Source organism: Chitinophagales bacterium (genome assembly GCA_020636495.1).
Lineage (GTDB): Bacteria > Bacteroidota > Bacteroidia > Chitinophagales > Chitinophagaceae > UBA5543.
Map to the genome: position 1 here is coordinate 813,008 of JACJXQ010000008.1, position 23,815 is coordinate 836,822.

Here is a 23,815-nt window from a genome sequence, read left to right on the forward strand (position 1 = left end):
GCATTATGCTTTGGCGCCAAGAACAAAATACATTTTCAAAAGCCCTTTGTTCTTGGCGCTGTGCTCACCACGGAAGGAGCAGTCGAACTTATCTTTTACCAGCTGATAAGTAGCCTCAGCAATATTTATTTTTCCCGGCTCGCTGTTCTGTTCCATCCTTGCCGCCGTGTTCACAGAGTCGCCCCATATATCGTAGGCAAACTTACGCACCCCCACTATGCCGGCAACTACAGTTCCTGTATTGATGCCTATACGAATTCCGAATGTACGGTCGCCCATTTCTTTTTTTCGTTGTGCCATAAAATCTCTTATTTCAATGGCTGCCTGTACTGTATGTTCAGCATGTTGCGCATCCGGTGACGGCAGGCCTGCTGCCGCGAGGTAAGCGTCTCCTACTGTTTTTATTTTCTCGATGCCATGGCGTTGTGTAATATCGTCGAATACCTTGAAACAGGCATGTAGCTCAGCCACCAGTTCTTCCGGGCTCAGTCTTTCTGACACGGTTGTGAAACTGACAAAATCGGTAAACAGTATGGTTACATTGTCAAAGCGTTTTGCCTGTACATCACCTTTGCTTTTCAGTTCATCAGCTACATGTACCGGTAATATGTTCAATAACAATTTATCTGATTTTTTGCGTTCTTTCATTATTACGAATGAGAACCCTAACAGTACCAGCACAGCGGCAATGCCGGTATACGTATAATTTCTCTGACGGCGGAGCTTTTGCGCAGCACGAACTTTGGAGGCTGCCTGCTGCACACTGTCTGCAGCACGTTGTCTGTCAAAGTCACCCTGCATCATCAGCCGAGTCATTTCTTTGGCTTTGTTGGCACTATACAGGCTGTCTTTCAGGGCTATGAATTGTTTGTAGGCATCAAATGCACGGTCTGTGTGGTGCATGGCTGTCCATGCTATACTCAATTGCTCCCAGGCCTCTTTTTCTTCTTCGCGGGCGCCTGTTTCGCGTGTGATGCTTACAGCTTGTTGCAGGTATTGAACAGCTGTTGCGGGGTCGTGGGTACTGTTGTATATCTTACCCATGATGATATAGGCGTGCGCCAATGCGGGGCGAGTGTTTTTTTGTGTAGCTACTGATATGGCCTGCCTGCAGTATTTCAATGCCTGCCCCGTATTGCCTGTTTTGTAATAAGCATTGGCCATAGAATTCAGCACATCTTCTTCTCCACCCAGCCTCTTTGCATCTTCCAGAGCTTCTTCCAGGTAAGGAATGCCTTTGTCTGCTTCATTTTTCAATACATAACATTTCCCTATGCCAATACCAGCCATGCACTGTATGGTAGAAATGTTCAGTTTTTTGTTGGTAGCCAGTGCCCGGTTGTAGTTGGCAAGCGCTTTATCGTAGTCCTGCATGGCAATGTACACATCGGCCAGAGTTATCTGTAAACCTGCCTTTGTTAACATGAAAGCATCGGGTATATTCTTGTCTGCCAGGATGGTGTCATTCAGTAAAGTGAGCGCCTGTTCATATGCCAGTACTGCTTTTTGATAATCACCCAACTCGTTGTACACCTGGCCCAGGTTGCTCAGGTTGCCCAACAGCTCATCATTGGTCAGCCCGAGTTCTATGATCTTATGATAGAGCGAAATCACTTTGCTGTATTGCCCGAGGTCTTTATATATATGGGCCAGGCCTGAATAGGCTCTTTTCAGCCATTGTACATCACTATTTTTTTGTGCCGACTTCTCCAGCCTTTCGTAATACATAATTGATTCTGTATAGTTGCTCAGGCATACCCAGTTGACTATACCTAACAGTTGCAGAGAGATATAAGCACCTTTTTGCCAGTGAGTTTGTTCTGAGATGGCCAGGGCCTGCCGGGCATATGCCAATCGTTCGTCACAAGGCAATGAAAGTATAAGATTGTCGATCATTTTCACCTTATTACTGTCGTTCGGGGCAGTACCGATCTCTTTTTTTAACGAATCGATGAACTGTTCATTCTTGCTTTGTGCATGCACAAGGTTGGCTGACCCTATCTCAGTTAAGATAATTGCAAGAAATACCAGTTGTTTAAATAATCGCATCCTGTACGGCTATATGCGGAAATTAATAATATTATTTGTAATATTAAATTATCAATACCTGTAACATTCTTTGCCTCTATCCGTAACAGTCTTTATTAATCATAAAACTAACACAACAATGAAAAATAAATGGTATTCATGGTTTGTCAGCCTAAGCATTATCGTTGTATTGTCGGCTTGTGGCGACGCGCAAAATGAAACAAAGGATAATGCAGGCGAAAAGCAGGAGATATCCCGGCCTGCTTTTCTCATGCAACAGTTGAATGTAGCCGGAGCAGGAACTACGGCTACTGCCGCCGGTATTGAATTCGGAGTTATGAGGCCTAAAGCAAGGTTTTGTGACCCCGGTGCAGGCATCTGCGAGATAACAACCGGTATAAGCTCAAGAGGTAGTACAATGAGGGACACTATTTTTATCGACAAGCCCGGCTTTATACAGATGAAGATCAACCTGGATAGCATATCCTCTTTTAACAGTGAGTTCAAAGACTCGCTCATCAAAATTGCCAATGGAGCACACAGTGTAACCGGTGATTATGGAGGTGTGCTCACACTGGCCATGCCGTACACGAGTGAGGATGCAACGATGGAAGCACTAGGCCTGGCGAAACCATTTACCATAGACAATCATTGCCCCATCCTTGCCACCTGGGTTAACAATGACCCCACAACCAATTGTGTTACGTTGACACCGATCGGGGCGCTGAATAACCAGGTTATCAGTGTTGATTTTATTGATGTAATGGGCGAGGGGCATTGCAGGGCAGTTTCCATCGGGTACAATGATGATAATACGATCAATCCCGGCCATTGTACCATACATACTAATTTGCAACGCCCGGCTACTGACACTATTGATATGTATATTGAGGTGTTCATGAATATTAATAATATTGATTCATTGGGGACGGATACAAGGAGACTATTCCCGGATGCGATAACAGCGATAGACTATTACCAGTTCACAGTTGATAATATTTTGACGATGGATGACCCCGTGCTGGCTAAAAAGTTATCTGTACCGCTGGGATGGCAAACACTGCCCGGCAGTGGTATAAGTACCATGTCATACAACGATGGCTGGATAAGCATGATGCTGCACTTTGTTAATCCTAATCGCCCCATATCAACCGATGATTAACGCATAAGCAGAAAGTAACTTGTATATATATAGGGGGCCGAAATGTGGCTCCCTTTTTTGTGAATAGCGAATTATCTCAATTGCACCCCACTAAACTTATGATGATTTTAAGCAAGCCAAGGAGTGTAGTAACACCGGCTGCCGTGCTTACAGCTTTGGTTATTGTTTTGCCAAGGCCGGCTTCAAGTTTAGGTTTAGCGGGTACTGACTTTTTTTGTGTACTATTTGCACGGTAAACCTGTATGAATGTGTCCACAATTTCTTGTTGCTCTTCGCTGGTCATTTCATAGTCACCGCAGTATACGTTGTATACAAATTCCCATTCCACGTCAGTAGCTTGCCATCCTTCTTTGTATTCTGCTGTCCATAATGCCGGCTCATCTGCAACAGCGGACCAGGAATATTTAAAAGCTTTACCTTTTGCGCTGTTCACCCATATGATGTGTTTGTCTGTCCCTGGTTCAGGGTAGGCAACACTTATTAATACACGATACCCATCCCTGGTCATGGTGCGTGTCAACTCATCAACTGTGTTGTTATAGATACTACCTGAAGTGGATGACTGTAACATTGAATGTATAAGTGTCCTGCTATTCAGGAATAAATGTACATAGATAATTTTGTTGCTAAGACCTCTACACCTGCTCTATTAACCCCTTTGCTGCATTTTTTTATCTTTGCATCGGTTGCGTTATTATTCTGCACTTCCTTAATGGGATTTCATTTTCCCCGTTGTATATCTTTTGTGTTGCAGCAGCCGGTTTTGCTAACAGATAGAAAATAATTGTCCATGGCCTGGATAGACATAGTCATATTTGCTGTTTACTTTTTGCTGATGCTTGGAGTGGGTTTTTATTTCCTGCACCGCAACGAGGATGAGCGCGATTACTACACCGGGGGTGGCGACATGAAACCCGGCCATGTAGGTCTGAGCGTTGTAGCTACAGATGTAGGTGGCGGTTTCTCAATCGGGCTGGGTGGTTTGGGCTTTACAATGGGTTTGTCAGGTTCATGGTTGTTGTTTACCGGTTTGATAGGCGCATGGATAAGTGCTGCTTTGCTGATACCCAAGGTATTTGACTGGCAGAAGTCGCACGGCAAACATTTTCTTACGCTGCCACAGGTGTTTGGTTTCCTGTATGATAAGCGTGTGGCTTTTGTAGCGGCAATCATCAGCATTGTGGGTTATACAGGTTTCACCAGTTCGCAATTGCTGGCGGGCGCCAAACTTACCTCCGCCACATTTCCGGAAATGAGCACGCAGGAGATGTTGTGGATCATGGGAGCTATAGCCGTAGGATATACCATGATGGGTGGTATGAAGGCTGTGATATATACCGATACGATACAATGGATCATACTGTTGACAGGTTTGATGGGCATCGCCATCCCCATGACATGGATAGCCCTTGGTGGTATGGATGGTATCCGTCCTTACCTGACCGATGATATGCTCAGCCTCGCCAATATCACCTGGCAGGATATCGTCAACTGGACGGTAACAGTAGTACCCATCTGGTTTGTAGGTATGACCTTATACCAGCGCATATTTGCCTGTAAAGATGTGAAGACGGCACGTAAGGCATGGTATATAGCAGGCGTGCTGGAATGGCCTTTTATGGCGTTCACGGGTGTGTTGCTGGGAATGCTGGCTAATGTGGCGATACAGAAAGGTGTAGTACCCGGTGGTATGATAGCGGACAGTGAACTGGGATTGCCCATGCTTATAAAGAATATCCTCCCCGCTGGACTTACAGGACTGGTACTGGCGGCATATTTTTCGGCTGTGCTTTCGACGGCTGATAGCTGCCTGATGGCAGCTTCCGGCAGCGTTGTAGGCGACATTGTGCCTCGCGGTATGAAAGGTCAACACAAGCAGGTGGTTCGTTTTTCGCAGGTGAGCACATTGGCCATTGGCGTATTTGCCATACTACTGGCATCGGTTATGGAGAATGTACTGCAACTGATGTTGTATGCCTACTCGTTTATGGTGTCCGGCCTGTGTGTACCTGTGTTGGCAGCGGTATTTGTAAAAAAGCGTTACCCCCAGCCCGCGTTCGTTAGTATGGTAGTTGGCGGTGTGCTTACCATCTCGCTCATTATTTCAGGTGTCAGTTTGCCATGGGGGTTAGACGCTAATATATTCGGCCTGAGTGCGGCTGCATTGAGTTATGTAATAGTTCATCAGCTGTTTGATAAAGAATAAGTCAGTATATGTGTTGTATTCAGTTTGCTAAGCTGGAATACATAACAGGCCAAAAAAATGTGTATATTTATCATATAACTGGATCACATATGAATAAATTCCTTCTTTGCGGGCTCATGTTATTAATATGTTCTGTTGGCCGTACCCAGGTCAACATGGTGCCTAACGGTAACTTTGAATACTACACAACTTGTCCTAACAGCCTGTCTCAAACGGCAAATTGCACAGGTTGGTCGTCATGGACAAACGGCACCTCTGACTACTTTAATACCTGCTCATCAGGAGGTGTATCCGTACCGAGTAACACATTCGGTTACCAGCAACCCGCCAGCGGCAATGCATATGTGGGCGGTTATCAGAATGCTACACCCACAGCCAGTCCGTACAAAGAGTATATCACCAGGCCTATAATCCCTTTGCAGGTTGGGGTAGCGTACGAGGTGTCCATATCAGTGTCTTTGGCTAATATTTATGGCGCAGTGGGTGTAGATGATATTGGTATTTATTTTTACATAGGTGCGCCAACATTTAATACTATTACTACGCGGATGCAGGTAGTACCCCAGGTTGAATTCTCAGGCAATGGTGCTTATGCTGATACCATGAACTGGGTACGCCTGGTTAAGACCTTCGTAGCGGATTCGGCTTATACCAATATCGCCATAGGTTCATTCAAAGATCCCAGTCTTGTAGTGACACAGCAGGTGGGTAGCGGCACTACGTCCTATTATTACTTCGACTCTGTAGTAGTTAAGCCATCTGATTCGGTAAATTTTATCATGCCTGACACCTTGAAATGTGCCGGCGATTCTTTTGATCTGCAATATTTTGTTTCATCGCCCGGTGTCTTTGGTTCGGGAAATGTATTCTCTGCGCAACTCTCAGACCCGACTGGTAATTTTACCAACGATACCACGAATATAGTAGGCACAGATACCTCTAAAACCAATGGCGTTATTCATTGCAAAATACCATTGACCATTGCCCCCGGCACGCAATACAGGATAAGGCTGCTTTCCAGCAAACCTAAGTATGCATCGAAAGAAAGTTTGAAAGATATTACTATCGGGGTGCACCCGCAGGATCTTACAGCAACGGTTGGAATGCCATTATGCGAAGGTGATGCGATCAACCTGGATGTGTCCACTTCAACCGGCAATGTCAACTATAAATGGACCGGGCCTGCCGGATTTACATCAACGTTACAGTCACCATCCATAGCAGGTGCTGCCGATACCAACAACGGATATTATATTGTTACTGCTTCTGTGTACCACTGTACATCCATTGACAGTGTTGAAGTAGCTATTTCGCGCTACCCGGTGGTGAGCTTAACCAATAATTCTCCTATTTGCGTGGATAGTACACTCAAGCTGACAGCTATTGCAGATATGCCGGGGCTGTCATATACCTGGACGGGCCCGGGAGGTTTCTCCTCCGGTGGATCATCAGTCTCAATTGACAACAGTACGCTGGCTAATGCCGGAGCTTACACCCTTGTGGCCAGCAATAACGGTTGCGAAGTGAAGCTTGACGCTGATGTGAAGATCGTGAGTATTGATTTTGACCTGGGCAATGATGCATTCCTGTGCAATGGGGAGACCATTACCCTCGTAGTTGATTCAATAGAAGGAAGCTACTTATGGCAGGATGGCAGTACTGATACTATGTATACGGTAACAGAGGCCGGCCGATATGAGCTCTCCATATCAAATCCAGTTTGTGGTGTGGTTACTCATCACGTAGACGTAAGCTATGAAAAATGCGAGTGTGAACCGTTCGTACCCAATGCATTTACGCCTAATAACGACGGGCTGAACGATAAAGTGAAACCGATACTGGATTGCAACGTAACTGAATACAAATTCATTATAGTTAACCGATTTGGTGAGGTCATGTTTAAAAGTACTACACCCGGCGAAGCCTGGGATGGGGTATATAAAGGTCAGCGGGCAGAATTAAGTACTTATTATTACCTTTTGCAACTGACGGGGCCAAGAGACAAACATTTTCAGTTTAAAGGAGACATCATATTGATACGATAAAACAAAGCCCCGCGACTGCGGGGCTTTGTTTTATGAAATGATCTACTGATAAAACTCTTCCAGGTATTTAAGTAACACTTCTGTTGAATACGGATACTGTTCCTTCCTGTAGCGTTGGTAAAGTTCTGTATCGCCAAATATCTCTTTCATGTATTTGGGGTCAGCAAAATAGTATTTCCTGTTTACCAGGTCTATTACGTAATTGTATTTTGCCCCGGCCTGTGCCATACCTGCCATTGCTCCGCCTACCAAGCCAAACATCAGGCCTGCTCCTACTACTGCACCGTTATTATTCATAAGGCTTGATGGGCCGGATACAAAAAATATATAACGCTCGTTTCTGAAAAAGGAGAGTGAATACCATTTGTCTCTCAGGTAATGGCAGTTAACAAACAGGCTGTCATTACGCTCTACCAGGAAGTATTCTTTCTTAAGCTTCTTGTTGATGTTATTGTCATAGGGGCTGTATATCTTATATTCAGCACCACCGCCTGCAATTATCGATCCCCTGCTTCTGGGCTCAATGATAAGATTTGAAGCAACAGGTGTCTTTTCTATATAGTCTATGGTTTTAGGATATATGAAAGCTTCAGCCTGCGCATGAGCACAGGCTGAAGATATGATCAATATAGAAGTGAGAGTTAATTTGAGCATATAGGTTGTTATCGACATTAAAACTCCGCATTGCCCGGTGTACGCGGGAATGGTATTACATCGCGAATATTGGTCATGCCGGTCACGAATAATACCATACGCTCAAAGCCAAGACCAAAGCCAGCGTGCGGCACTGTGCCGAAACGACGTGTGTCTAAGTACCAGTACATTTCTTCGGTAGGTATGTGCATCTCCTTCATGCGTTGGGTAAGCTTGTCCAGGCGTTCTTCACGTTGCGATCCACCTACTATCTCGCCAATGCCCGGTGCCAGTATATCCATAGCGGCAACGGTCTTTCCGTCATCGTTCTGGCGCATGTAGAAGGCTTTGATGTCTTTAGGGTAATCTGTAACAACAACAGGCTTCTTGAAATGCTTTTCTACCAGGTAGCGCTCGTGCTCGCTCTGCATATCTATACCCCAGCTCACCTCGTACTGGAATTGCTTTTTCTTGTATGGTTTCGATTGCATCAGGATATCTATCGCTTCGGTATAGGTGATGCGTTCAAACTTGTTATTCAGCACAAACTCCAGCTTTTCTAACAGGCCCATTTCGCTGCGCTCGTTGGCAGGTTTCTGGCTTTCTTCCGTTTTCAGGCGTTCAGCAAGAAACTCAAGGTCGTCGCGGTTATTATCCAATGCATACTGAATGATGTATTTCAGCAGGTCTTCAGCCAGGTCGGCATTGGCATGTATATCATTGAATGCTACTTCCGGTTCTATCATCCAGAACTCTGCCAGGTGACGAGCCGTATTCGAATTCTCTGCACGGAAAGTTGGTCCGAAGGTGTATACTTCGCTCAAAGCCATCGCACCCAGTTCCGCTTCCAGTTGTCCACTGACGGTCAGGTTGGTAGCACGCTCAAAGAAGTCTTCCTTAAAGTCCACGTTGCCGTCTTCGTCTCTCGGCGTATTGTCAAAAGGTAAGGTGGTCACCTTGAACATTTCGCCCGCTCCTTCCGCATCACTTGCTGTAACGATAGGTGTATGCAGGTACACGAAACCACGGTCGTTGAAGAATTTATGTATGGCAAAAGCCAGGCTGTGACGTACACGGAATACTGCCCCGAATGTATTGGTACGGAATCGCAGGTGCGCTATCTCGCGCAGGTATTCCAGGCTGGGACGGTTCTTCAGTTGCAGCGGATATGACTCAGGGTCGCAGGCACCGTATAATTCTACGTCTGTTGCTATTACCTCTACCTTTTGTCCTTTACCCTGCGAGGCTACTACTTGTCCGTTGATATTAAGGGCTGCGCCTGCTGTAATATTTTTCAGCAATTGTTCATCCATCTGCTCGCTGTCTATCACAACCTGCAGGCTGTCCATACAAGAGCCGTCATTAATAGTGATGAACTTATTGTTACGGAATGAGCGTACCCATCCTTTTATGTTCACGGCATAATCTGCCTTATCACTCAGCAGTACCTCTTTTATCTTTGTACGTTTCATAAAACTGTGGTCCATCCGCCCCGGCGGTGGTTTATGTTATTGAATTATTTATCGAAAAATAAGTATTTGACAGCAACTACGATCATAAATATGGCGAATATCCGCTTAACTACCACACTATCCAGGTCTAGCACTACTTTACTACCCAGGTAGCTGCCCAGTACAAAAGACACGCATAATATTGCTGCAACTTTCATGTCTATCAGCCCGGCTTTGTGATAATTGATAACACCCAGGATACCAATAGGGGGTAGCAACATAGCGAGGGATGTTCCCTGTGCCATTTTTTGAGACATACCGAATATAAACACCATAGCAGGTACAATAACTATTCCGCCGCCTATACCTACCATGCTTGACATGAAGCCTGCCAGCATACCTATCGCCAGTATGCCTATTATATAACCTATGCTCATTTTATGTGTAGTTTTTGGTTTATTCATTTTCTTCTTCTGTACCGAATTTAGCGGTATAGTCGTTGATGCTGTGCATCAGTATTTTCTTGGCCAGTCGCTGCCCTTCAAACTCTTCTATCTTCACTACTTTATTCTCCAGTGTCTTATACTCTTCGAAAAAGTGGCGCAGCTCATCAATAAAGTGTGAAGGTAATTCACTTATATCATTAATATGTGCCACGCTCATGTCGTTAATAGCCACTGCTATCAGCTTATCATCAGCCTCACCCTGGTCCAGCATGCGCATCACGCCTATTATTTTAGCATCCACCAGGCTCATCGGGTGCATGGTGATTTGTGATAATACGAGGATGTCCAGCGGGTCTTTATCGTCGCAATAGGTGCGTGGGATAAAGCCGTAATTGGCCGGGTAATACACGGAAGAGTATAATACACGGTCCAGTTTTAACATCCCGGTTTCCTTATCCAGCTCATATTTGGCCCTGGATCCTTTGGGTATTTCTATTACTGCTGTAACTGTTTCAGGCACATTCTCACCATAACTCACTGAGTGCCAGGGGTTGAAATTCATCTGTATTTAAGTTTAGGCTGCAAAGGTAAATGTTAAAATCGCTAAAGGGACTAAGAATGACTAATAAAAAACAATACCTTGGCAAACATTTCGTTGTTAAAAGAACGTTTGCAGGGCTGCAATGTCACGGGTGTGTAAGTCTCTATTAAGTTTATGAGAAAAATTACATACCCAAGTTGATTTTTTAAAACGACCATCTATCTTTGCAAGCATTCGTCAACATATTGATTAAATTAGTAAACTAAACTAAAAACTAATAAAAACCAGAATTATGGCAGAAGTAAAATCAGCCGGAAGCAAGTCGCAAGGTTCACGTGCAGGGCAACCAAAAAATTCAAATGATCTTTTGAAGAACTTTTTGGTGATAGTGGCTATGATAGCTATCGCAGAATTAATATTCTTTTTCGTGTTAGGTAGCCCGAGCAACTTCCTGGATGAGGAGATGCACAAGCCTAAGAACATGTTGGGTAATATGTTTTTGGGTGGTTTCGTAGTACCTATATTGATGGGTACAGCTCTTACATTATTCTATTATGTATTTGAGCGTGCAATGACCATTTTCAAAGCTAAAGGAAAAATGGGTGCTACTGAATTTGTACGTAAAGTACAGTATCACCTGGCTAATAAGAACCTGGATGCAGCCGTTGCAGAGTGCGACAAGCAAGCAGGTAGCGTAGGTAATGTAATGCGTGCCGGTCTGCTGAAATACCGCGAAATGATAGACAACCACGAGCTGGAAACTGAGCAGAAGAAAGCTGCTATCCAGGAGTCTATCGAAGAAGCTACAGCACTGGAACTGCCTGTCCTGGAAAAGAACCTGGTATTCCTGTCTACTATCGCATCGGTAGCTACACTGGTAGGTCTGTTCGGTACAGTACTGGGTATGATCCGTGCCTTCTCGGCCATGGCAACAGCAGGTGCTCCTGATGGTGCTGCACTGGCAGCAGGTATCTCTGAGGCCTTGATCAATACAGCCCTGGGTATCGGTACTTCAGCTATCGCGATCATTTCATACAACTTCTTTACCACTATTATAGATGGTATCACATTTGGTATTGATGAAAGCGGTTTCACACTGACCCAAAACTTCGTAGCTAACTATAAGTAATAGTTATCTGCCTGATAGTAAATCGTGATTGAGTGGATGCGTGGAAAATGCATGAAACTGAATCTTATTAATTGAACAGTGTAGAACAATACAGATGGGAAAATTAAAAATGCCTCGCAAGAGTACGAATGTGGACATGACCGCAATGTGTGACGTTGCGTTCCTGCTGCTGACGTTCTTCATGCTGGCTACACAATTCAAGCCTGATGAGCCGGTGACGGTAGTTACCCCGAATTCTATTTCGGAAATACCATTGCCTGATGCGGACATCATGCTGATAACAGTTGACCCCAGCGGACGTATCTTTTTCTCGATAGATAACCAGGTAGTACGCCAGGACCTGATCAACAAACTGGATGAAATGAAAGGGCTGAACCTGACTGCCGACGAGAAGAATGCCTTCACGCTCGGCGCTTCAATAGGTGTACCTTTCAACCAGTTGAAATCATACCTGGGCGCCAAGCCGGATGTACAGGGAGAAATGGATAAGACCGTACCGGGAATACCAACAGATACTACGGTGACTTCTGAAAAGAATGAGCTGGCGCTCTGGATAAAAGAGGCCCGTTATTCCAACCCCAAACTACGTATAACTATCAAGGCCGATGGTAAAGCATCGTATCCTGACATAAAGAAAGTGATAGGTACGCTTGAAGGATGGAAGATATTCAAGTTCAACCTGATCACCGGTCTGAAAGCCGTACCTCCGGGTACCGCCAAGTATGACGAGGTGATGAAAGGAATGACTACAGAACAATAAACTATTTGTAAATACTTAAAAGCTTAGTTCCATGGCAGAAATGGAAGTCGCCGACAAGGGTGGCAAGAAGAAAGGCCCGGGGGTCAAGAAAGGGAAGAAACTATCCACCCGTGTGGATCTGACGCCGATGGTGGATCTGGGTTTCCTTCTGATCACGTTCTTCATGTTTACAACTACATTGTCTAAACCAAAGACAATGGAGATAAACATGCCATATAAGGATGAGAATATCCAGGAGGAGGACGAGACCAAGATCAAGGAAAGTACAGCCCTGACCATACTTTTAAGCAAAAAGCACAGGGTATATTACTACGAGGGTATGGGTACAGACCCGGAAACTGCTCCTGAAGTAAAGGTAACCACCTTCAAACCACAGGATGGCATCAGGGATGTGATCATTGACAAGAGGAAAAAGGTGGACGACCTGAAACGTACAGGAGCACTGGGCGAAAAGGACAAAACAACTATCCTGATAAAGCCCGACTCTAATAGTACGTACGAAGATATGGTGAACATACTGGATGAAATGGCCATTAATGATATCAGGGTATATGCCATAGTAGATATCACTGATGTGGACAGGGAATTTATCCATGAAACCGAACAGGCCAACGGTCAATAATAACAGTTGTGGAATTGCAGCGCTTTCCGCATCATAATAAATAAAAACATTACTGAAAATGGATGTTAATAAAATACTGAACAGCGACTACCTCGATATTCTTTTCGAGGGCCGTAACAAAGCTTACGGTGCGTATGAGCTGCGCAAGAACTATCCTAAGCGTATGATGAGGTCTATGTTCATCATCCTGGGTATAGGCGTAGTGGTTGCTGCTGCAGCTATAGTATCAAAACTGAAGCCTGCCGAGAAACAAAGGGAGGCTATAACGCAGGAAGTGGTACTGGCTGAGCCGCCACCAATTGACCCTAACGAACCACCACCACCGCCACCACCACCGCCTCCTCCCCCGGTGAAACCAACGGTTAAGTTCACACCGCCGGTAATTGAGAAGGATGAAGATGTGGCTGAGGATGAAGTACCGCCTGAACAGGAAGAACTGAAGGATGCAAGCGCAGGCCTGAAAGATATACAAGGTGACCCGAACGCATTGGATCCGGGTATCGTTGATCCGGGACCGGGTACAGGTGTGGTAGAACAGAAAGCTCCTGAGGTGTTTACTTATGTTGAGCAGATGCCGGAACCTCCGTATAATGTGTATGAGTACATGGCGAAAAACACCAAGTATCCGCAGGTGGCCAAAGAGAGTGGTATCTCAGGCCGTGTTGCTGTGAAGTTTGTCGTAAATGAAGATGGTTCTATCTCAGGCGTTGAAGTAGCAGGCAACCGCCGTTTGGGTGGAGGCCTTGAAGAAGAAGCTGTGCGTGTGGTTAAGAGTTTCCCTAAGTGGAAACCGGGTAAACAAAACGGACGTGCCGTAAAAGTTTACTACACACTACCGGTGACATTCAAGCTTGAGTAACAGCATATAACAGATATTTCATAAAAAAGCAGTCACGTATTTGTGACTGCTTTTTTATTGTGTAAAGTACCTGGTCTATCAGAATGGATCAGAGAACCTTTCATCTGTAGCCAATGTTCTATCTGTCAACGTTTTCAGAAAAGCCACAAGATCAGATTTATCTTTCTGGGACAACCTCAATCCTGTATTGGTTGTGGCTTGCAATGCCGGGTCGAGCGTAGCAGAAGATTTAATGCCATTGTTATAATGATCTACTACTTCTTCAAGCGTTTTGAACCGGCCATCGTGCATATAAGGCGCCGTCAATTCAATATTCCTCAATGAGGGTACTTTGAATTTTGCACGGTCAGACATCATCATGCTTGTTTTTTCTCTACCATTGTCCATAGCCATGCCTTCTGCATCAAGACCATTGTTTATATACTTGTTATTCGCAAAATTGAATCCGCTATGACAGTGCGCACAATCAGCACCCGACTGGTTAGGCAAAAACTCATTATATTCCATAAAGAATAGTTGTCTGCCGTGTTCTTCCTCTGCGGTCAGTGTTGCTTCCCCGGCGAGATATTTATCATATTTAGATTGGTTGGAGATGATCGTATTCATGAACTGCTCCATTGCCAGCGACATTTTTTCAGGAGTTACCTCCTCGTTGCCAAATGCACGGAAGAACTGGTTCCGGTACATCTCGCTTGCCGATAACTTGGCTACTACGTTATCAAGGGTTTCGTTCATTTCCAGCTCGTCTTGTATAGGTTTCAGAGATTGGTCGCGCAGCAGGTGTGCCCTGCCATCCCAGAAAAACTCATTAGTATGCCATGCTGTATTAAATACACTCATGGCTTGTCTTTTGCCCGGCAGATCGCGTACGCCGATAGAAAAACGGGCAGTATCTGTAAACCCATGAGATTGCAAGTGGCAACCGGCACAGGCCAGGCTGCCGTCTTGTGACAACATCTTTTCATAAAAAAGCATACGCCCGAGTTTTACCCCTTGCACGGTTGGCGGGTTGTCGTTAAAAACCGGCATAGGAAATTTTCCCGGGTTGAAATCGTATAAAGTCTGATCGAATGTTACATCCTCAGTTGTGGGTACTTCCGGGTCTTTCTTACATTGTGTTAAAAGCAAGAAGGCCAGGATAGATAAACTTAGAAAACGGCTTTTATTTATTTTCATAATAATGTTTTTTGTTGTTAATAAATTCTACATCAGTAAGTGTATTCAGAAAGGCAATAAGATCTTTCTGTTCCTGCATAGTGAGCCCCAAGGGCTGTATAAGGGGGCTTTTGTTCAGGTGTGGTCTGCCCCCGGAGTTATAATGTTTAACAACTTCTTCAAGACTGTTTAGCGAACCATCGTGCATATATGGAGCTGTCAAGGCAATATTCCTGAGTGTAGGCACTTTGAATAATGCATTATCCTCTGCTTTGCCGGTAAGCCGCTGCCTGCCGGGGTCTGCATATTCTGTATACAACCCGTTGTTCTTAAAGCTATAGTCAGTAAAATTGAATCCTGAGTGGCAACTGCTGCAATTGGTTCGCGTGCTGAAAAATAGTTTCATACCACGTACTGCTGCGTCAGAAACACCTCTCCTGTCTCCACGGTGCTCGTATTTGTCATATGGACTATTGCCGCTCACCATTGTTCTTTCAAATGTGGCAATGGCACGTGTTATTACATACGGGTCAGGATCACGATCAAAGGCCTCCCTGCTCATTTGTACATATTCAGGTATCTCATTAAGCAGCGTTGCGATATCTACAATATTAAAATCAAACTCGTCATGCTCTTGTATCGGCACCAATATCTGCATCTCTAATGTGGCCACACCACCTGCTCTCGTGTAGTAAGGCTGGTAGGCTACATTTGCAAGAGTTGGGGCGTTTTGTCTACCTGGAAGCCCGCCGACACCTATGCTTTTGGCGATGTTGTCGCTGAATGCAATATCTGCTTTATGGCAGGAAGCGCAGCTTATTGTATTGTCCCTTGATAATCTCTTATCATAGAACAATTGTTTACCCAATTCCCATTTCTCTGTTGAGTATTGATTCTCTTCCGGGAACGGGATAGCAGGAAACCACGCAGGAACGTCACTTGATGACATAACAACCCCTGTAACCTTGTTCTCCTTCTTAGAACAAGAAGCAGAGAACAAGGTTACAAAAGGAATACATAATAGTATTATAAGACGAACCTGTCTCATAATAGCTTATAGTATGTGTACTTTCCTGTTTATTGTACTGCCATCTGCAGACAGGACTTTTACAAAATACAACCCGCTATTTTGCAGCTGTACATTGACAACATCAGTACCGGCAGCTACATGCAGTTGTTGCACAGTACGGCCTTGTATATCTGTAATTAATACATCAGCTGTGCTTTGCAGGTTATTAAAGGCAAACGAAACATTGTGGTTATAAGAGGGATTAGGATAAATACTAACCTCCTCACCAACTGCTGCAACATTGTTAACAGAAACCGGGAAACCTGGTGAGAATACACCTGTATTGAAGTTATTCAACAACTTCACCTCATCAGCGCCATCGCCGTGTGCTATCAATCCTGCAGATACATCAATACCTTTCAGTGCATTTGTATAATCAGCATTCAGTGCAATGATGATCTTACCACCTTTCATTACACCGGTAGTAGTAATGCTGGTTTTCATATAATTCTGATCGCCCAATGCATGTATCTCATATGTCTGGTTCATACCGCTTCCTGATTTACCTTCCATGGCTACGAAACGATAACCTGAAGCCCAGCCCCAGTGCATAGACGGTGATTTTGGAGCAAGCGGACCTGATTGTAACGACGGGTCAGCATGATTGATAGGCGTATCTACACCTATATAGAATGATATCTCTTCAACATTGGTAATATTGAAAGAGCCGAGTGCGTCAGTTACATCCTGGCTACCATTTGCCAGTATATAGTGATTAGCCACATCGGTGGTCATGCCGCCATCGTGTTTGATCTGTATCTTGGATATGTAGTATTCTATCCGGGTAACATTGAAATCATTACCAAGATTATTTTTTGTGCTGTTATTAAACGCAAATGTTCCTCCACTAAGTTTGTGAGTTATATGTAATTCAACTTGAGTTTGAGCAAATGCGGATGTAAATCCTGCCAATAGCAGCAGTAGTAAAATATTAATATTTTTCATAATTAATTGATTTTAAAGAATAATGAACAGAATTGCATACCTATATCAATAAAGGCATGCATAAGATGAATACTATTCTTTAGTATCAAATAAGAAAAACACAATTCACAAGATGGTTCCGGAGATTACCGAAAAGTAAAGGAGGTGGGTGCGGTATAGGAAATACTCTTAAGAGCCGTTGTAGTACCTGACCAGGTTGTATATATGAAAAAGAATTATTGAGTACTTTTTCTACAAATTTGGCCGAAACCGCCAGTTTTTTTGCAATTGACTGGTCGTCAATGTTGTACTTTACCTCCTTATCAGTGCAGCAACAGTGTGATTTTTTCCCTTTTTTGCCGCAGCAAACCTTGTCCTTACCATTGTTAATAGTAACATATTTAAGCTTTTTGCCACAATGATGAAAGGATACAGAAATTTCCGTAAGTCCTAAGAGGTAGAGGCAAGCTACTAATATGACAAGTATATGTTTCATTAATGCAATACGAATATACTAAATAATAAAATAAATGTCTTTGCGACACATAATTTACGCGTCGGGCTATAACCTGAAAATAATGGCCGTTTTCAAAAGTTTTAAGAAACAATTATACATACGGTAACTATAAGATATTACTTTTGTTGACTGTAATACACAACACATACTAATAACACGTACATGAAGAATTTATCAATACTGTTCAGCACTTTGGCATTTGTGGGTGTTCTGGCACTTTTCGGGCTGAGAATGTCTGAACATAAGAGCGGAGCTACACAAGGTGCTGCTGATAAAGAGCAAAGCACCAACACGGATACCAGGGGACGCATAGCGTATGTAAACATAGACAGCCTGGAGGCCAGGTATGAATACCTGAAAAATAAGAAAGCTGATTTTGAAGAGCGTAAGAAAGGTATGAGCAATGAGCTGGAGCGTTCTCAGAGACAGTTTCAACAAGATTACCAGTCAGCAGAACGTAAAGCGCAGGCCGGTACGCTTACCGAGGCTGAATACCAGTCGACAGCTAAAAGGCTGCAGCAAATGAAACAGAGCCTGGAAGCAAGAGAAGCTGCCCTGACAGAGAAACTATTGGCAGAGCAGGACGAGTTCAACAAAGACCTGCAGCAACGATTAGATAATTTCCTGGCAGACTATAACAAGGACAAGCATTACGATTATATCCTTTCTTACAGTAAGTCTGTAGGCCTGATCATGCTGGTAAACGAGGAGCTTGATATAACAGATGAAGTAGTGGCCGGAATGAATGAACTGTATGCCAAAGAGGCTACAAAGGAGAATAAAGACACAAAGAAGAAAAATAAATAGTATTTTTCTAAGCAAAACTACATGCTTTGGAAAATAATAAAGAACATTTTCACAGGTCGTTAAGCCTGCTCGACGGTACTTTACTCGTCATAGGCTCAATGATAGGTTCCGGTATTTTTATTGTAAGCGCCGATATAGCCCGCAATGTAGGTAGTGCAGGCTGGTTGATAGCCGTATGGCTGATATCAGGTTTCATCACATTGTCTGCTGCACTTAGCTACGGCGAGTTGAGCGGTATGTTTCCCAAGGCTGGCGGGCAGTATGTATACCTGCGCGAAGCTTTCGGCAAGTTGTATGGTTTCCTGTATGGCTGGTCGTTCTTTGCTGTCATACAAACAGGTACTATTGCGGCGGTAGGTGTGGCTTTTGCTAAATATACAGGCTACTTCATTCCCGCACTGGGCGAAGATAATATCCTGCTGACCATAGGTTCATTTACTATTTCTGCTGCCCAGATGCTGGGTATAGCCAGTATATTCCTGCTTACCTACATCAATAGCCGTGGGGTAGAGAATGGTAAATGGATACAGTTCTTTTTTACATTCGCCAAAGTTGTGGCTCTTATCGGGTTGATCATATTCGGGTTATTGTTGTTCAAAGATGGTGCGGCGTGGAAGGACAACTGGAGTGACCCGTGGTTTGCTATGAAACTTGATTTCACTCCTGAAGCGATCACCCGTCAAAGTCTATCAGGTATGGCGCTTGTTGCGGGGCTGGGTGTAGCTATGGTCGGTGGGCTGTTCTCCAGCGATGCATGGAATAACGTGACCTTTATAGCCGGTGAAATAAAAAAGCCTGAGCGTAATATCGGTCTCAGTCTTTTCCTGGGCACACTTGTGGTAACGATATTGTATGTATCAATGAACTTCATGTACCTGAATACACTGACCATAAGCGAAATAGCCAATGCTCCTGCCGACCGTATTGCAGTAGCAGCGGCTGAAAAAATATTTTCGGGTATGGGAGCGGCTATTATTGCCGGCCTTATCATGGTATCAACCTTCGGTTGCAACAACGGTCTGATACTATCCGGTGCCAGGGTATATTATACCATGGCCAAAGATGGTTTCTTTATACCATCAGCAGGTCACTTGAACAGTAAAGGCGTACCTGCCAAAGCCTTGTGGATGCAATGTATATGGGCATCGGTATTGTGCCTGAGCGGTACCTACGGACAGTTGCTGGACTACCTGATATTCACGGCATTGCTTTTCTACATCATGACCATTGCAGGTATATTCAAGCTACGCAAAACACAGCCCGACCTGCCAAGGCCATATAAAGCATTCGGTTATCCCGTTGTGCCGATATTGTATATCATCATGGCTGCGGCTATATGCCTGGTATTGTTGAAAGACAGGACCAGCACCGCAGGCTGGGGATTATTTATTGTACTATTGGGCGTGCCGGTATATTATTACCTGAATAAGCGTGGATTGAAAACCAAATGAAGAAAGAAGAACTGACAAGGCTGTTTAAGAAGATGAGTGACCTGCACGTAGTGGTGGTGGGCGACGTGATGCTGGATAACTACTGGTGGGGTGATGTAGACCGTGTTTCGCCGGAAGCACCTGTACCCGTAGTGATGCTGAAAAAACGGGAGAGCCGGATGGGCGGTGCAGCCAACGTGGCGATGAATTGCAAAGCGCTGGGTGCAAAAGTAACCCTCGCCAGTGTAGTGGGCAAAGATCATGAAGGACACCAACTGAAAGATATGGCGGAGCATGAGGGGATAGATACCTCGCTGCTGATGCTGGGCAACGACCGTATCACTACTACCAAGACGCGTATCATGAGCCGCAGCCAGCATATACTGCGTATGGACGATGAGACCACCGAAGAGCTGAGCACGAAAGATGAACATCCTTTTATAGACAAACTGCTGAAGTACCTACAAATGCAGAAACCGGATGTACTCATATTTGAAGATTATAATAAAGGGGTACTGAAAGAGAACGTGATAGAAAGGACGATCAACCATTGCCGGGAAATTGGGATGGTAGTGGCGGTAGACCCGAAGAAAAAGAATTTCCTCTCCTATAAAGGAGTGACGATTTTTAAGCCTAACCTGAAAGAAGTACGCGAAGGCCTGAACATTCCGCTGAGCAATGTAAACAAGGCAAATATGGATAAGGTGCACAAAGAGTTGCAGGCAGCATTGCATCATGATATCACATTCGTTACCCTGTCAGAAAAAGGGGTATATTATGGCAATTCCGGTTCTGAACTGTTACCATCGCACCTGAGGAGTATTGCTGATGTATCAGGAGCAGGTGATACCGTTATTGCTACCGCATCTATTGTTTATGCACTCACAAAGGATCCTTCTGTTATGGCTAAGGTATCTAATATCGCAGGTGGACTGGTGTGCGAGGATGTTGGTGTAGTGCCGATCAACAAAAAGCGGTTGATGGAAGAATGTGTTAGATTGCTGGGAGAATAGCTTATTCTTCCCCGGTCAGCACATATATATCAGGTAGGTTGCGACCCTGCTCGTCATAATCCATTCCGTATCCAACCACAAATTTATCAGGTATCTCAAAGCCGGTATAGTCAATATGTACATGATGTGTTCTTGCCGAAGGCTTTGACAACAGCGATACTAATTTTACAGATGCAGGACCGGCAGAAGTAATATGCGGTATCAATTCATGTAATGTTCTTCCCGTGTCTATGATATCTTCAACCAGTATGATATGCCTGTGCTCAATACCGGCTTCCAGGTTGTGTTGTATAGTGACATTGCCGGTTGACTGAGTGCCGGCATAGGAACTGACACGAATAAATGCAATTTCAGCAGGGATATTTATTTGCCGGAAAAGGTCGGCGGAGAAGATGAAAGCGCCGTTAAGCAAGCAGATAAATAAAGGATTCTTGTTTGTATAGTCCTGTTCTATCTGCTTGCCTAATTCGCCTACTTTTTCATTAATGCGTTCTTTGCTGATGTATGGCTCGAACGTTTTATCATTGAGAATGATACTACCCATGCGCAAATTTACTGTTTCACGCGCAGGTTCTGCCCTTCTTTTATAGCGTCAAAATCCAGCCCGTTCCAGTCCATCAATTGCCTGATAGTAATACCATGTTTTTTGGCAATGGTATAAGCAGTATCGCCTCGTTTTACCAGGTAATATTTGCTTGGATCATAATTCTGTTGCGGTTGTTGTGCCTGGTATTGCTGGCCCTGTTGCTGATATGCGGGTTGCTGATACTGGTTCTGTGCCTGGTATTGTTGTTGCGGCAGCTGATATTGCTGTTGATATTGCGGCTGCGCAGGCTGTTGGTATTGCGATTGTTGTGCCTGGTATTGCTGTTGTGGTTGTTGATATTGTTGTTGCGCAGGCTGTTGGTATTGTTGCTGCCTGTTGTAGTTGTTTTGCTGGTATTGTTGTGTGCGCTGCTGTTGTTGATATTGGGGTTGTTGTTGTTGCGGCTGCTGGTAACGCTGCGTGTTTTGTCGTCCGCCGTTACCGTTGTCAGCATATATAACATTATCAAACTGCTCCTTCAGCATATCCAGTTCTGTTTTAGGTTTTTGGGGTTGCTGCACAGGTTTAGCTGCTACCGGTTGCTGTTCCTCTTCTTCCTTCTTTTTTCTTCTTTCTTCCTTTCTCAGTTCGCGTGCAGATTTTTCTTCTACAGGCTGCTGTGCTGCCGGGTTGGGTTTAACGTTGGTTGTATTGCTGCTGTATGAATATTGCTGCCTGTTGTATGATGGAGCCGGTTGTTGGTATTGAGGTTGTTGTGTCACAGGCTGTTGCTGTACGGGCTCTTCCTGCAGGTACTTGGATTGTTCCTCTACTGGCTGCTGTGCAGGCGTTCTTTGTACATATTGAGTTTGCTGCTGTGCAGGTGTTCTCTGTATGTATTTAGATTGTTGTGATTGCTGCTGTTGCTGAACGGGCTGCTGTGGCTGCTGTTGTGTTACGGGTTGCTGCTGCTTTTGTGCAGCTTCCTCGCGCTCTTTCTCCAGTTTTCTTTCTTCTCTCCTTTCCTTTATCTTTTCAAAGATGTTCTTTTCCTCTGTGTATACAGGAGCCGGATTTTTCGGGAAGGTAGATACCGGTGGTGTATATTGCTGGTTATTTGAGTATGTTTCGTCCGGTTCGCCCTGGTATTGTTCCTGGTCGCTGCCGGAAAGTTGCGCATACACGGGCGATTCTTCACGCTTCATAACATTAGGCTTGCTGCCTGCCTGTGCCTGCAGTTCCAGGGTTACACCCGGTACAGGTTCTTCATCCTCTTCCATGTAGTTCAGGTCACGCAGGTATTTCAGTTGTATACCTTCTTTCTGTGCGATCTCTATCATTACCTCACCATATTTCACCAGGTGCATTGGCCTAATACCCCAGAAGTGTTTACGCTCCAGGTACAACGGCATATCTGCCGGCAAGGGCTCTTCTTTCAGGTCGTTTATCTCCAGGAATTTTTCATAGCGTATGCCATTGCGTACGGCATATTGCAAAGGCATATCACCTTTCTTTCCATATATCGCTTTCAGGTTGTTGATCTTTACAACGGTACTTGGTGTATTATCCACTCTTGTTTCTACTTCTCTGCCGTTCTGCCTGCTGCGGGTTACAGTGTGTCTTTCCCTTGGCCTTGTGTCGATGTATTTAGAAACTCTTTCGGGCTGACTGTTATCGTATGTGGTAGTAGTCATGCCTGAAGAAGCAGGTTGGTTGTAGCCATAACTCTGTGCAGCGGGCTGAGTATTACCGTAATTGTTGTTATAGCTATTGCTGTTGTTGTTGTAGCTGTTGTTATTGCTGTAGTTGTAGCGATTGTAACTATCGCGGGTATCGCGGGAGTAATTGTTTTCTGCTGGTTGTGTGTATTGTTGTTGTGACCTGTTGTTCCTGCGCGAATTATTATTCGAAGCTACATTGTTGTCTACTAACCCTGTATTGCCCATGGCTGCATAAGTATATTCCTGCAGGCGGTAATCCTCTATAAGTTTTATGAGTAACTGCGGATACTGGGCGTTTGTTGCATAGCCGGCTTTACGCAGGCCAAAGGCCCATGCAGCATAGTCTGTTACAGATAGTTGGAACAAAGAAGCATACCTCGGATTAGACTTAAGATAATTAGACTGGTCCTGGTAAGATTCAAAATCCATATTGTATTTACGGAAACACTCATCTCGCCTGTCATCGGTATGCAAAAAAGTAGCACCCGTCCAGTCAGATTTACATTTTAAACCGAAGTGGTTGTTGGCTTGTACCGCCAACGGGCTGGTACCTGCGCCTGATTCGTGTATAGCTTGCGCGAGTTTTATGGCGGCAGGAATTCCTGTGCGTTGCTGCTCGCTCATGGCCAGGCTACGGTAACGCTCTATATAACGCTGAATGTTGTCACTATTCCTTGTTTGTGCATCGGTGTTTATCGTATACACCAGGGTTAGCAGGGCGTATACTACGAACATTTTTTTCATACACTTGGTTTTTTGTGTTTTTTACTC

At 44.5% G+C, this 23,815-nt stretch carries 21 protein-coding genes; 10 read left to right on the forward strand and 11 right to left on the reverse strand.

Features of this window, described 5'->3' with window-relative positions; translation table 11 throughout:
• Positions 1-3: 3 nt before the first annotated feature.
• Positions 4-2,049, reverse strand: coding sequence for a tetratricopeptide repeat protein (locus tag H6550_03605; protein ID MCB9045207.1), 2,046 nt, complete (start codon positions 2,047-2,049; stop codon positions 4-6).
• Positions 2,050-2,167: 118 nt separating this feature from the next.
• Between H6550_03605 and H6550_03610 the strand changes: the two genes are divergently transcribed.
• Positions 2,168-3,190 carry a hypothetical protein gene (locus H6550_03610; GenBank protein MCB9045208.1) on the forward strand — a complete coding sequence of 341 codons (1,023 nt, stop codon included), beginning with the start codon at positions 2,168-2,170 and terminating at the stop codon, positions 3,188-3,190.
• 76 nt (positions 3,191-3,266) lie between these two features.
• On the opposite strand, the gene H6550_03615 is transcribed toward H6550_03610, so the two are convergent.
• Positions 3,267-3,761: a hypothetical protein gene (locus H6550_03615; GenBank protein MCB9045209.1), complete on the reverse strand. Its 495-nt coding sequence runs from the start codon at positions 3,759-3,761 to the stop codon at positions 3,267-3,269.
• Positions 3,762-3,980: 219 nt separating this feature from the next.
• Between H6550_03615 and H6550_03620 the strand changes: the two genes are divergently transcribed.
• Both H6550_03620 and H6550_03625 read left to right on the forward strand, forming a co-directional pair.
• On the forward strand, positions 3,981-5,396 hold the full coding sequence (locus H6550_03620) for a sodium:solute symporter family protein (protein MCB9045210.1): 1,416 nt from the start codon (positions 3,981-3,983) through the stop codon (positions 5,394-5,396).
• An 89-nt stretch (positions 5,397-5,485) separates the two neighbouring features.
• Positions 5,486-7,441 carry a gliding motility-associated C-terminal domain-containing protein gene (locus tag H6550_03625; protein MCB9045211.1) on the forward strand — a complete coding sequence of 652 codons (1,956 nt, stop codon included), beginning with the start codon at positions 5,486-5,488 and terminating at the stop codon, positions 7,439-7,441.
• A gap of 42 nt (positions 7,442-7,483) precedes the next feature.
• On the opposite strand, the gene H6550_03630 is transcribed toward H6550_03625, so the two are convergent.
• Genes H6550_03630 through H6550_03645 form a run of 4 tightly spaced genes read right to left on the reverse strand, consistent with a single transcriptional unit; the run spans position 7,484 to position 10,533 of the window.
• The gene (locus H6550_03630; protein ID MCB9045212.1) at positions 7,484-8,095 is read right to left on the reverse strand and encodes a hypothetical protein; all 612 of its coding nucleotides are present in this window, start codon (positions 8,093-8,095) and stop codon (positions 7,484-7,486) included.
• Between the two features lie 17 nt (positions 8,096-8,112).
• A complete protein-coding gene (gene asnS / locus H6550_03635) occupies positions 8,113-9,546 on the reverse strand; it encodes an asparagine--tRNA ligase (protein MCB9045213.1) in 1,434 nt (477 codons plus the stop codon).
• A gap of 44 nt (positions 9,547-9,590) precedes the next feature.
• Entirely contained in the window at positions 9,591-9,956 is a 366-nt protein-coding gene (locus H6550_03640; protein ID MCB9045214.1) for a sulfite exporter TauE/SafE family protein, read from the reverse strand.
• A gap of 25 nt (positions 9,957-9,981) precedes the next feature.
• Entirely contained in the window at positions 9,982-10,533 is a 552-nt protein-coding gene (locus H6550_03645) for an inorganic diphosphatase (GenBank protein MCB9045215.1), read from the reverse strand.
• Positions 10,534-10,804: 271 nt separating this feature from the next.
• On the opposite strand from H6550_03645, the gene H6550_03650 reads away from it, so the two are divergent.
• The 4 genes from H6550_03650 to H6550_03665 all read left to right on the forward strand — a co-directional run bounded on the left by H6550_03650 (position 10,805) and on the right by H6550_03665 (position 13,882).
• Positions 10,805-11,641 (forward strand): MotA/TolQ/ExbB proton channel family protein, encoded by an 837-nt coding sequence (locus H6550_03650; GenBank protein MCB9045216.1) that lies wholly within the window; start codon positions 10,805-10,807, stop codon positions 11,639-11,641.
• A 94-nt stretch (positions 11,642-11,735) separates the two neighbouring features.
• Complete coding sequence (locus tag H6550_03655; GenBank protein MCB9045217.1) at positions 11,736-12,401, forward strand: biopolymer transporter ExbD; 666 nt, start codon at positions 11,736-11,738, stop codon at positions 12,399-12,401.
• A 31-nt stretch (positions 12,402-12,432) separates the two neighbouring features.
• On the forward strand, positions 12,433-13,023 hold the full coding sequence (locus H6550_03660; protein ID MCB9045218.1) for a biopolymer transporter ExbD: 591 nt from the start codon (positions 12,433-12,435) through the stop codon (positions 13,021-13,023).
• 58 nt (positions 13,024-13,081) lie between these two features.
• Complete coding sequence (locus H6550_03665; GenBank protein ID MCB9045219.1) at positions 13,082-13,882, forward strand: energy transducer TonB; 801 nt, start codon at positions 13,082-13,084, stop codon at positions 13,880-13,882.
• A gap of 78 nt (positions 13,883-13,960) precedes the next feature.
• Here the strand turns inward: H6550_03665 and H6550_03670 are convergent, their stop codons facing one another.
• From H6550_03670 to H6550_03680, 3 genes are read right to left on the reverse strand one after another with little or no spacing between them, the layout of a single operon-like run.
• Complete coding sequence (locus tag H6550_03670; GenBank protein MCB9045220.1) at positions 13,961-15,058, reverse strand: c-type cytochrome; 1,098 nt, start codon at positions 15,056-15,058, stop codon at positions 13,961-13,963.
• Positions 15,045-16,085: a c-type cytochrome gene (locus H6550_03675; GenBank protein MCB9045221.1), complete on the reverse strand. Its 1,041-nt coding sequence runs from the start codon at positions 16,083-16,085 to the stop codon at positions 15,045-15,047. The genes H6550_03670 and H6550_03675 overlap by 14 nt, the downstream gene beginning before the upstream one ends.
• Before the next feature lie 6 nt (positions 16,086-16,091).
• Entirely contained in the window at positions 16,092-17,051 is a 960-nt protein-coding gene (locus H6550_03680; protein ID MCB9045222.1) for a T9SS type A sorting domain-containing protein, read from the reverse strand.
• Positions 17,052-17,709: 658 nt separating this feature from the next.
• Between H6550_03680 and H6550_03685 the strand changes: the two genes are divergently transcribed.
• The 3 genes from H6550_03685 to H6550_03695 are packed head-to-tail and all read left to right on the forward strand — an operon-like array spanning position 17,710 to position 20,797.
• Entirely contained in the window at positions 17,710-18,354 is a 645-nt protein-coding gene (locus tag H6550_03685) for an OmpH family outer membrane protein (GenBank protein MCB9045223.1), read from the forward strand.
• A 26-nt stretch (positions 18,355-18,380) separates the two neighbouring features.
• Entirely contained in the window at positions 18,381-19,805 is a 1,425-nt protein-coding gene (locus tag H6550_03690) for an amino acid permease (GenBank protein MCB9045224.1), read from the forward strand.
• Positions 19,802-20,797: a carbohydrate kinase gene (locus tag H6550_03695; protein MCB9045225.1), complete on the forward strand. Its 996-nt coding sequence runs from the start codon at positions 19,802-19,804 to the stop codon at positions 20,795-20,797. The genes H6550_03690 and H6550_03695 overlap by 4 nt, the downstream gene beginning before the upstream one ends.
• 1 nt (position 20,798) lies before the next feature.
• Here the strand turns inward: H6550_03695 and hpt are convergent, their stop codons facing one another.
• Together hpt and H6550_03705 are read right to left on the reverse strand one after the other, a co-directional pair.
• Positions 20,799-21,341 (reverse strand): hypoxanthine phosphoribosyltransferase, encoded by a 543-nt coding sequence (gene hpt, locus H6550_03700; protein ID MCB9045226.1) that lies wholly within the window; start codon positions 21,339-21,341, stop codon positions 20,799-20,801.
• Between the two features lie 8 nt (positions 21,342-21,349).
• Complete coding sequence (locus H6550_03705) at positions 21,350-23,788, reverse strand: glucosaminidase domain-containing protein (protein MCB9045227.1); 2,439 nt, start codon at positions 23,786-23,788, stop codon at positions 21,350-21,352.
• Positions 23,789-23,815 lie beyond the last annotated feature (27 nt).

Bases quoted from the DNA above. Each gene is read 5' to 3' on its own strand.
- H6550_03605 (MCB9045207.1), bottom strand. From the start codon at position 2,049: ATGCGATTATTTAAACAACTGGTATTTCTTGCAATTATCTTAACTGAG.
- H6550_03610 (MCB9045208.1), top strand. From the start codon at position 2,168: ATGAAAAATAAATGGTATTCATGGTTTGTCAGCCTAAGCATTATCGTT.
- H6550_03615 (MCB9045209.1), bottom strand. From the start codon at position 3,761: ATGTTACAGTCATCCACTTCAGGTAGTATCTATAACAACACAGTTGAT.
- H6550_03620 (MCB9045210.1), top strand. From the start codon at position 3,981: ATGGCCTGGATAGACATAGTCATATTTGCTGTTTACTTTTTGCTGATG.
- H6550_03625 (MCB9045211.1), top strand. From the start codon at position 5,486: ATGAATAAATTCCTTCTTTGCGGGCTCATGTTATTAATATGTTCTGTT.
- H6550_03630 (MCB9045212.1), bottom strand. From the start codon at position 8,095: ATGCTCAAATTAACTCTCACTTCTATATTGATCATATCTTCAGCCTGT.
- asnS (MCB9045213.1), bottom strand. From the start codon at position 9,546: ATGAAACGTACAAAGATAAAAGAGGTACTGCTGAGTGATAAGGCAGAT.
- H6550_03645 (MCB9045215.1), bottom strand. From the start codon at position 10,533: ATGAATTTCAACCCCTGGCACTCAGTGAGTTATGGTGAGAATGTGCCT.
- H6550_03650 (MCB9045216.1), top strand. From the start codon at position 10,805: ATGGCAGAAGTAAAATCAGCCGGAAGCAAGTCGCAAGGTTCACGTGCA.
- H6550_03655 (MCB9045217.1), top strand. From the start codon at position 11,736: ATGGGAAAATTAAAAATGCCTCGCAAGAGTACGAATGTGGACATGACC.
- H6550_03660 (MCB9045218.1), top strand. From the start codon at position 12,433: ATGGCAGAAATGGAAGTCGCCGACAAGGGTGGCAAGAAGAAAGGCCCG.
- H6550_03665 (MCB9045219.1), top strand. From the start codon at position 13,082: ATGGATGTTAATAAAATACTGAACAGCGACTACCTCGATATTCTTTTC.
- H6550_03670 (MCB9045220.1), bottom strand. From the start codon at position 15,058: ATGAAAATAAATAAAAGCCGTTTTCTAAGTTTATCTATCCTGGCCTTC.
- H6550_03675 (MCB9045221.1), bottom strand. From the start codon at position 16,085: ATGAGACAGGTTCGTCTTATAATACTATTATGTATTCCTTTTGTAACC.
- H6550_03680 (MCB9045222.1), bottom strand. From the start codon at position 17,051: ATGAAAAATATTAATATTTTACTACTGCTGCTATTGGCAGGATTTACA.
- H6550_03685 (MCB9045223.1), top strand. From the start codon at position 17,710: ATGAAGAATTTATCAATACTGTTCAGCACTTTGGCATTTGTGGGTGTT.
- H6550_03695 (MCB9045225.1), top strand. From the start codon at position 19,802: ATGAAGAAAGAAGAACTGACAAGGCTGTTTAAGAAGATGAGTGACCTG.
- hpt (MCB9045226.1), bottom strand. From the start codon at position 21,341: ATGGGTAGTATCATTCTCAATGATAAAACGTTCGAGCCATACATCAGC.
- H6550_03705 (MCB9045227.1), bottom strand. From the start codon at position 23,788: ATGAAAAAAATGTTCGTAGTATACGCCCTGCTAACCCTGGTGTATACG.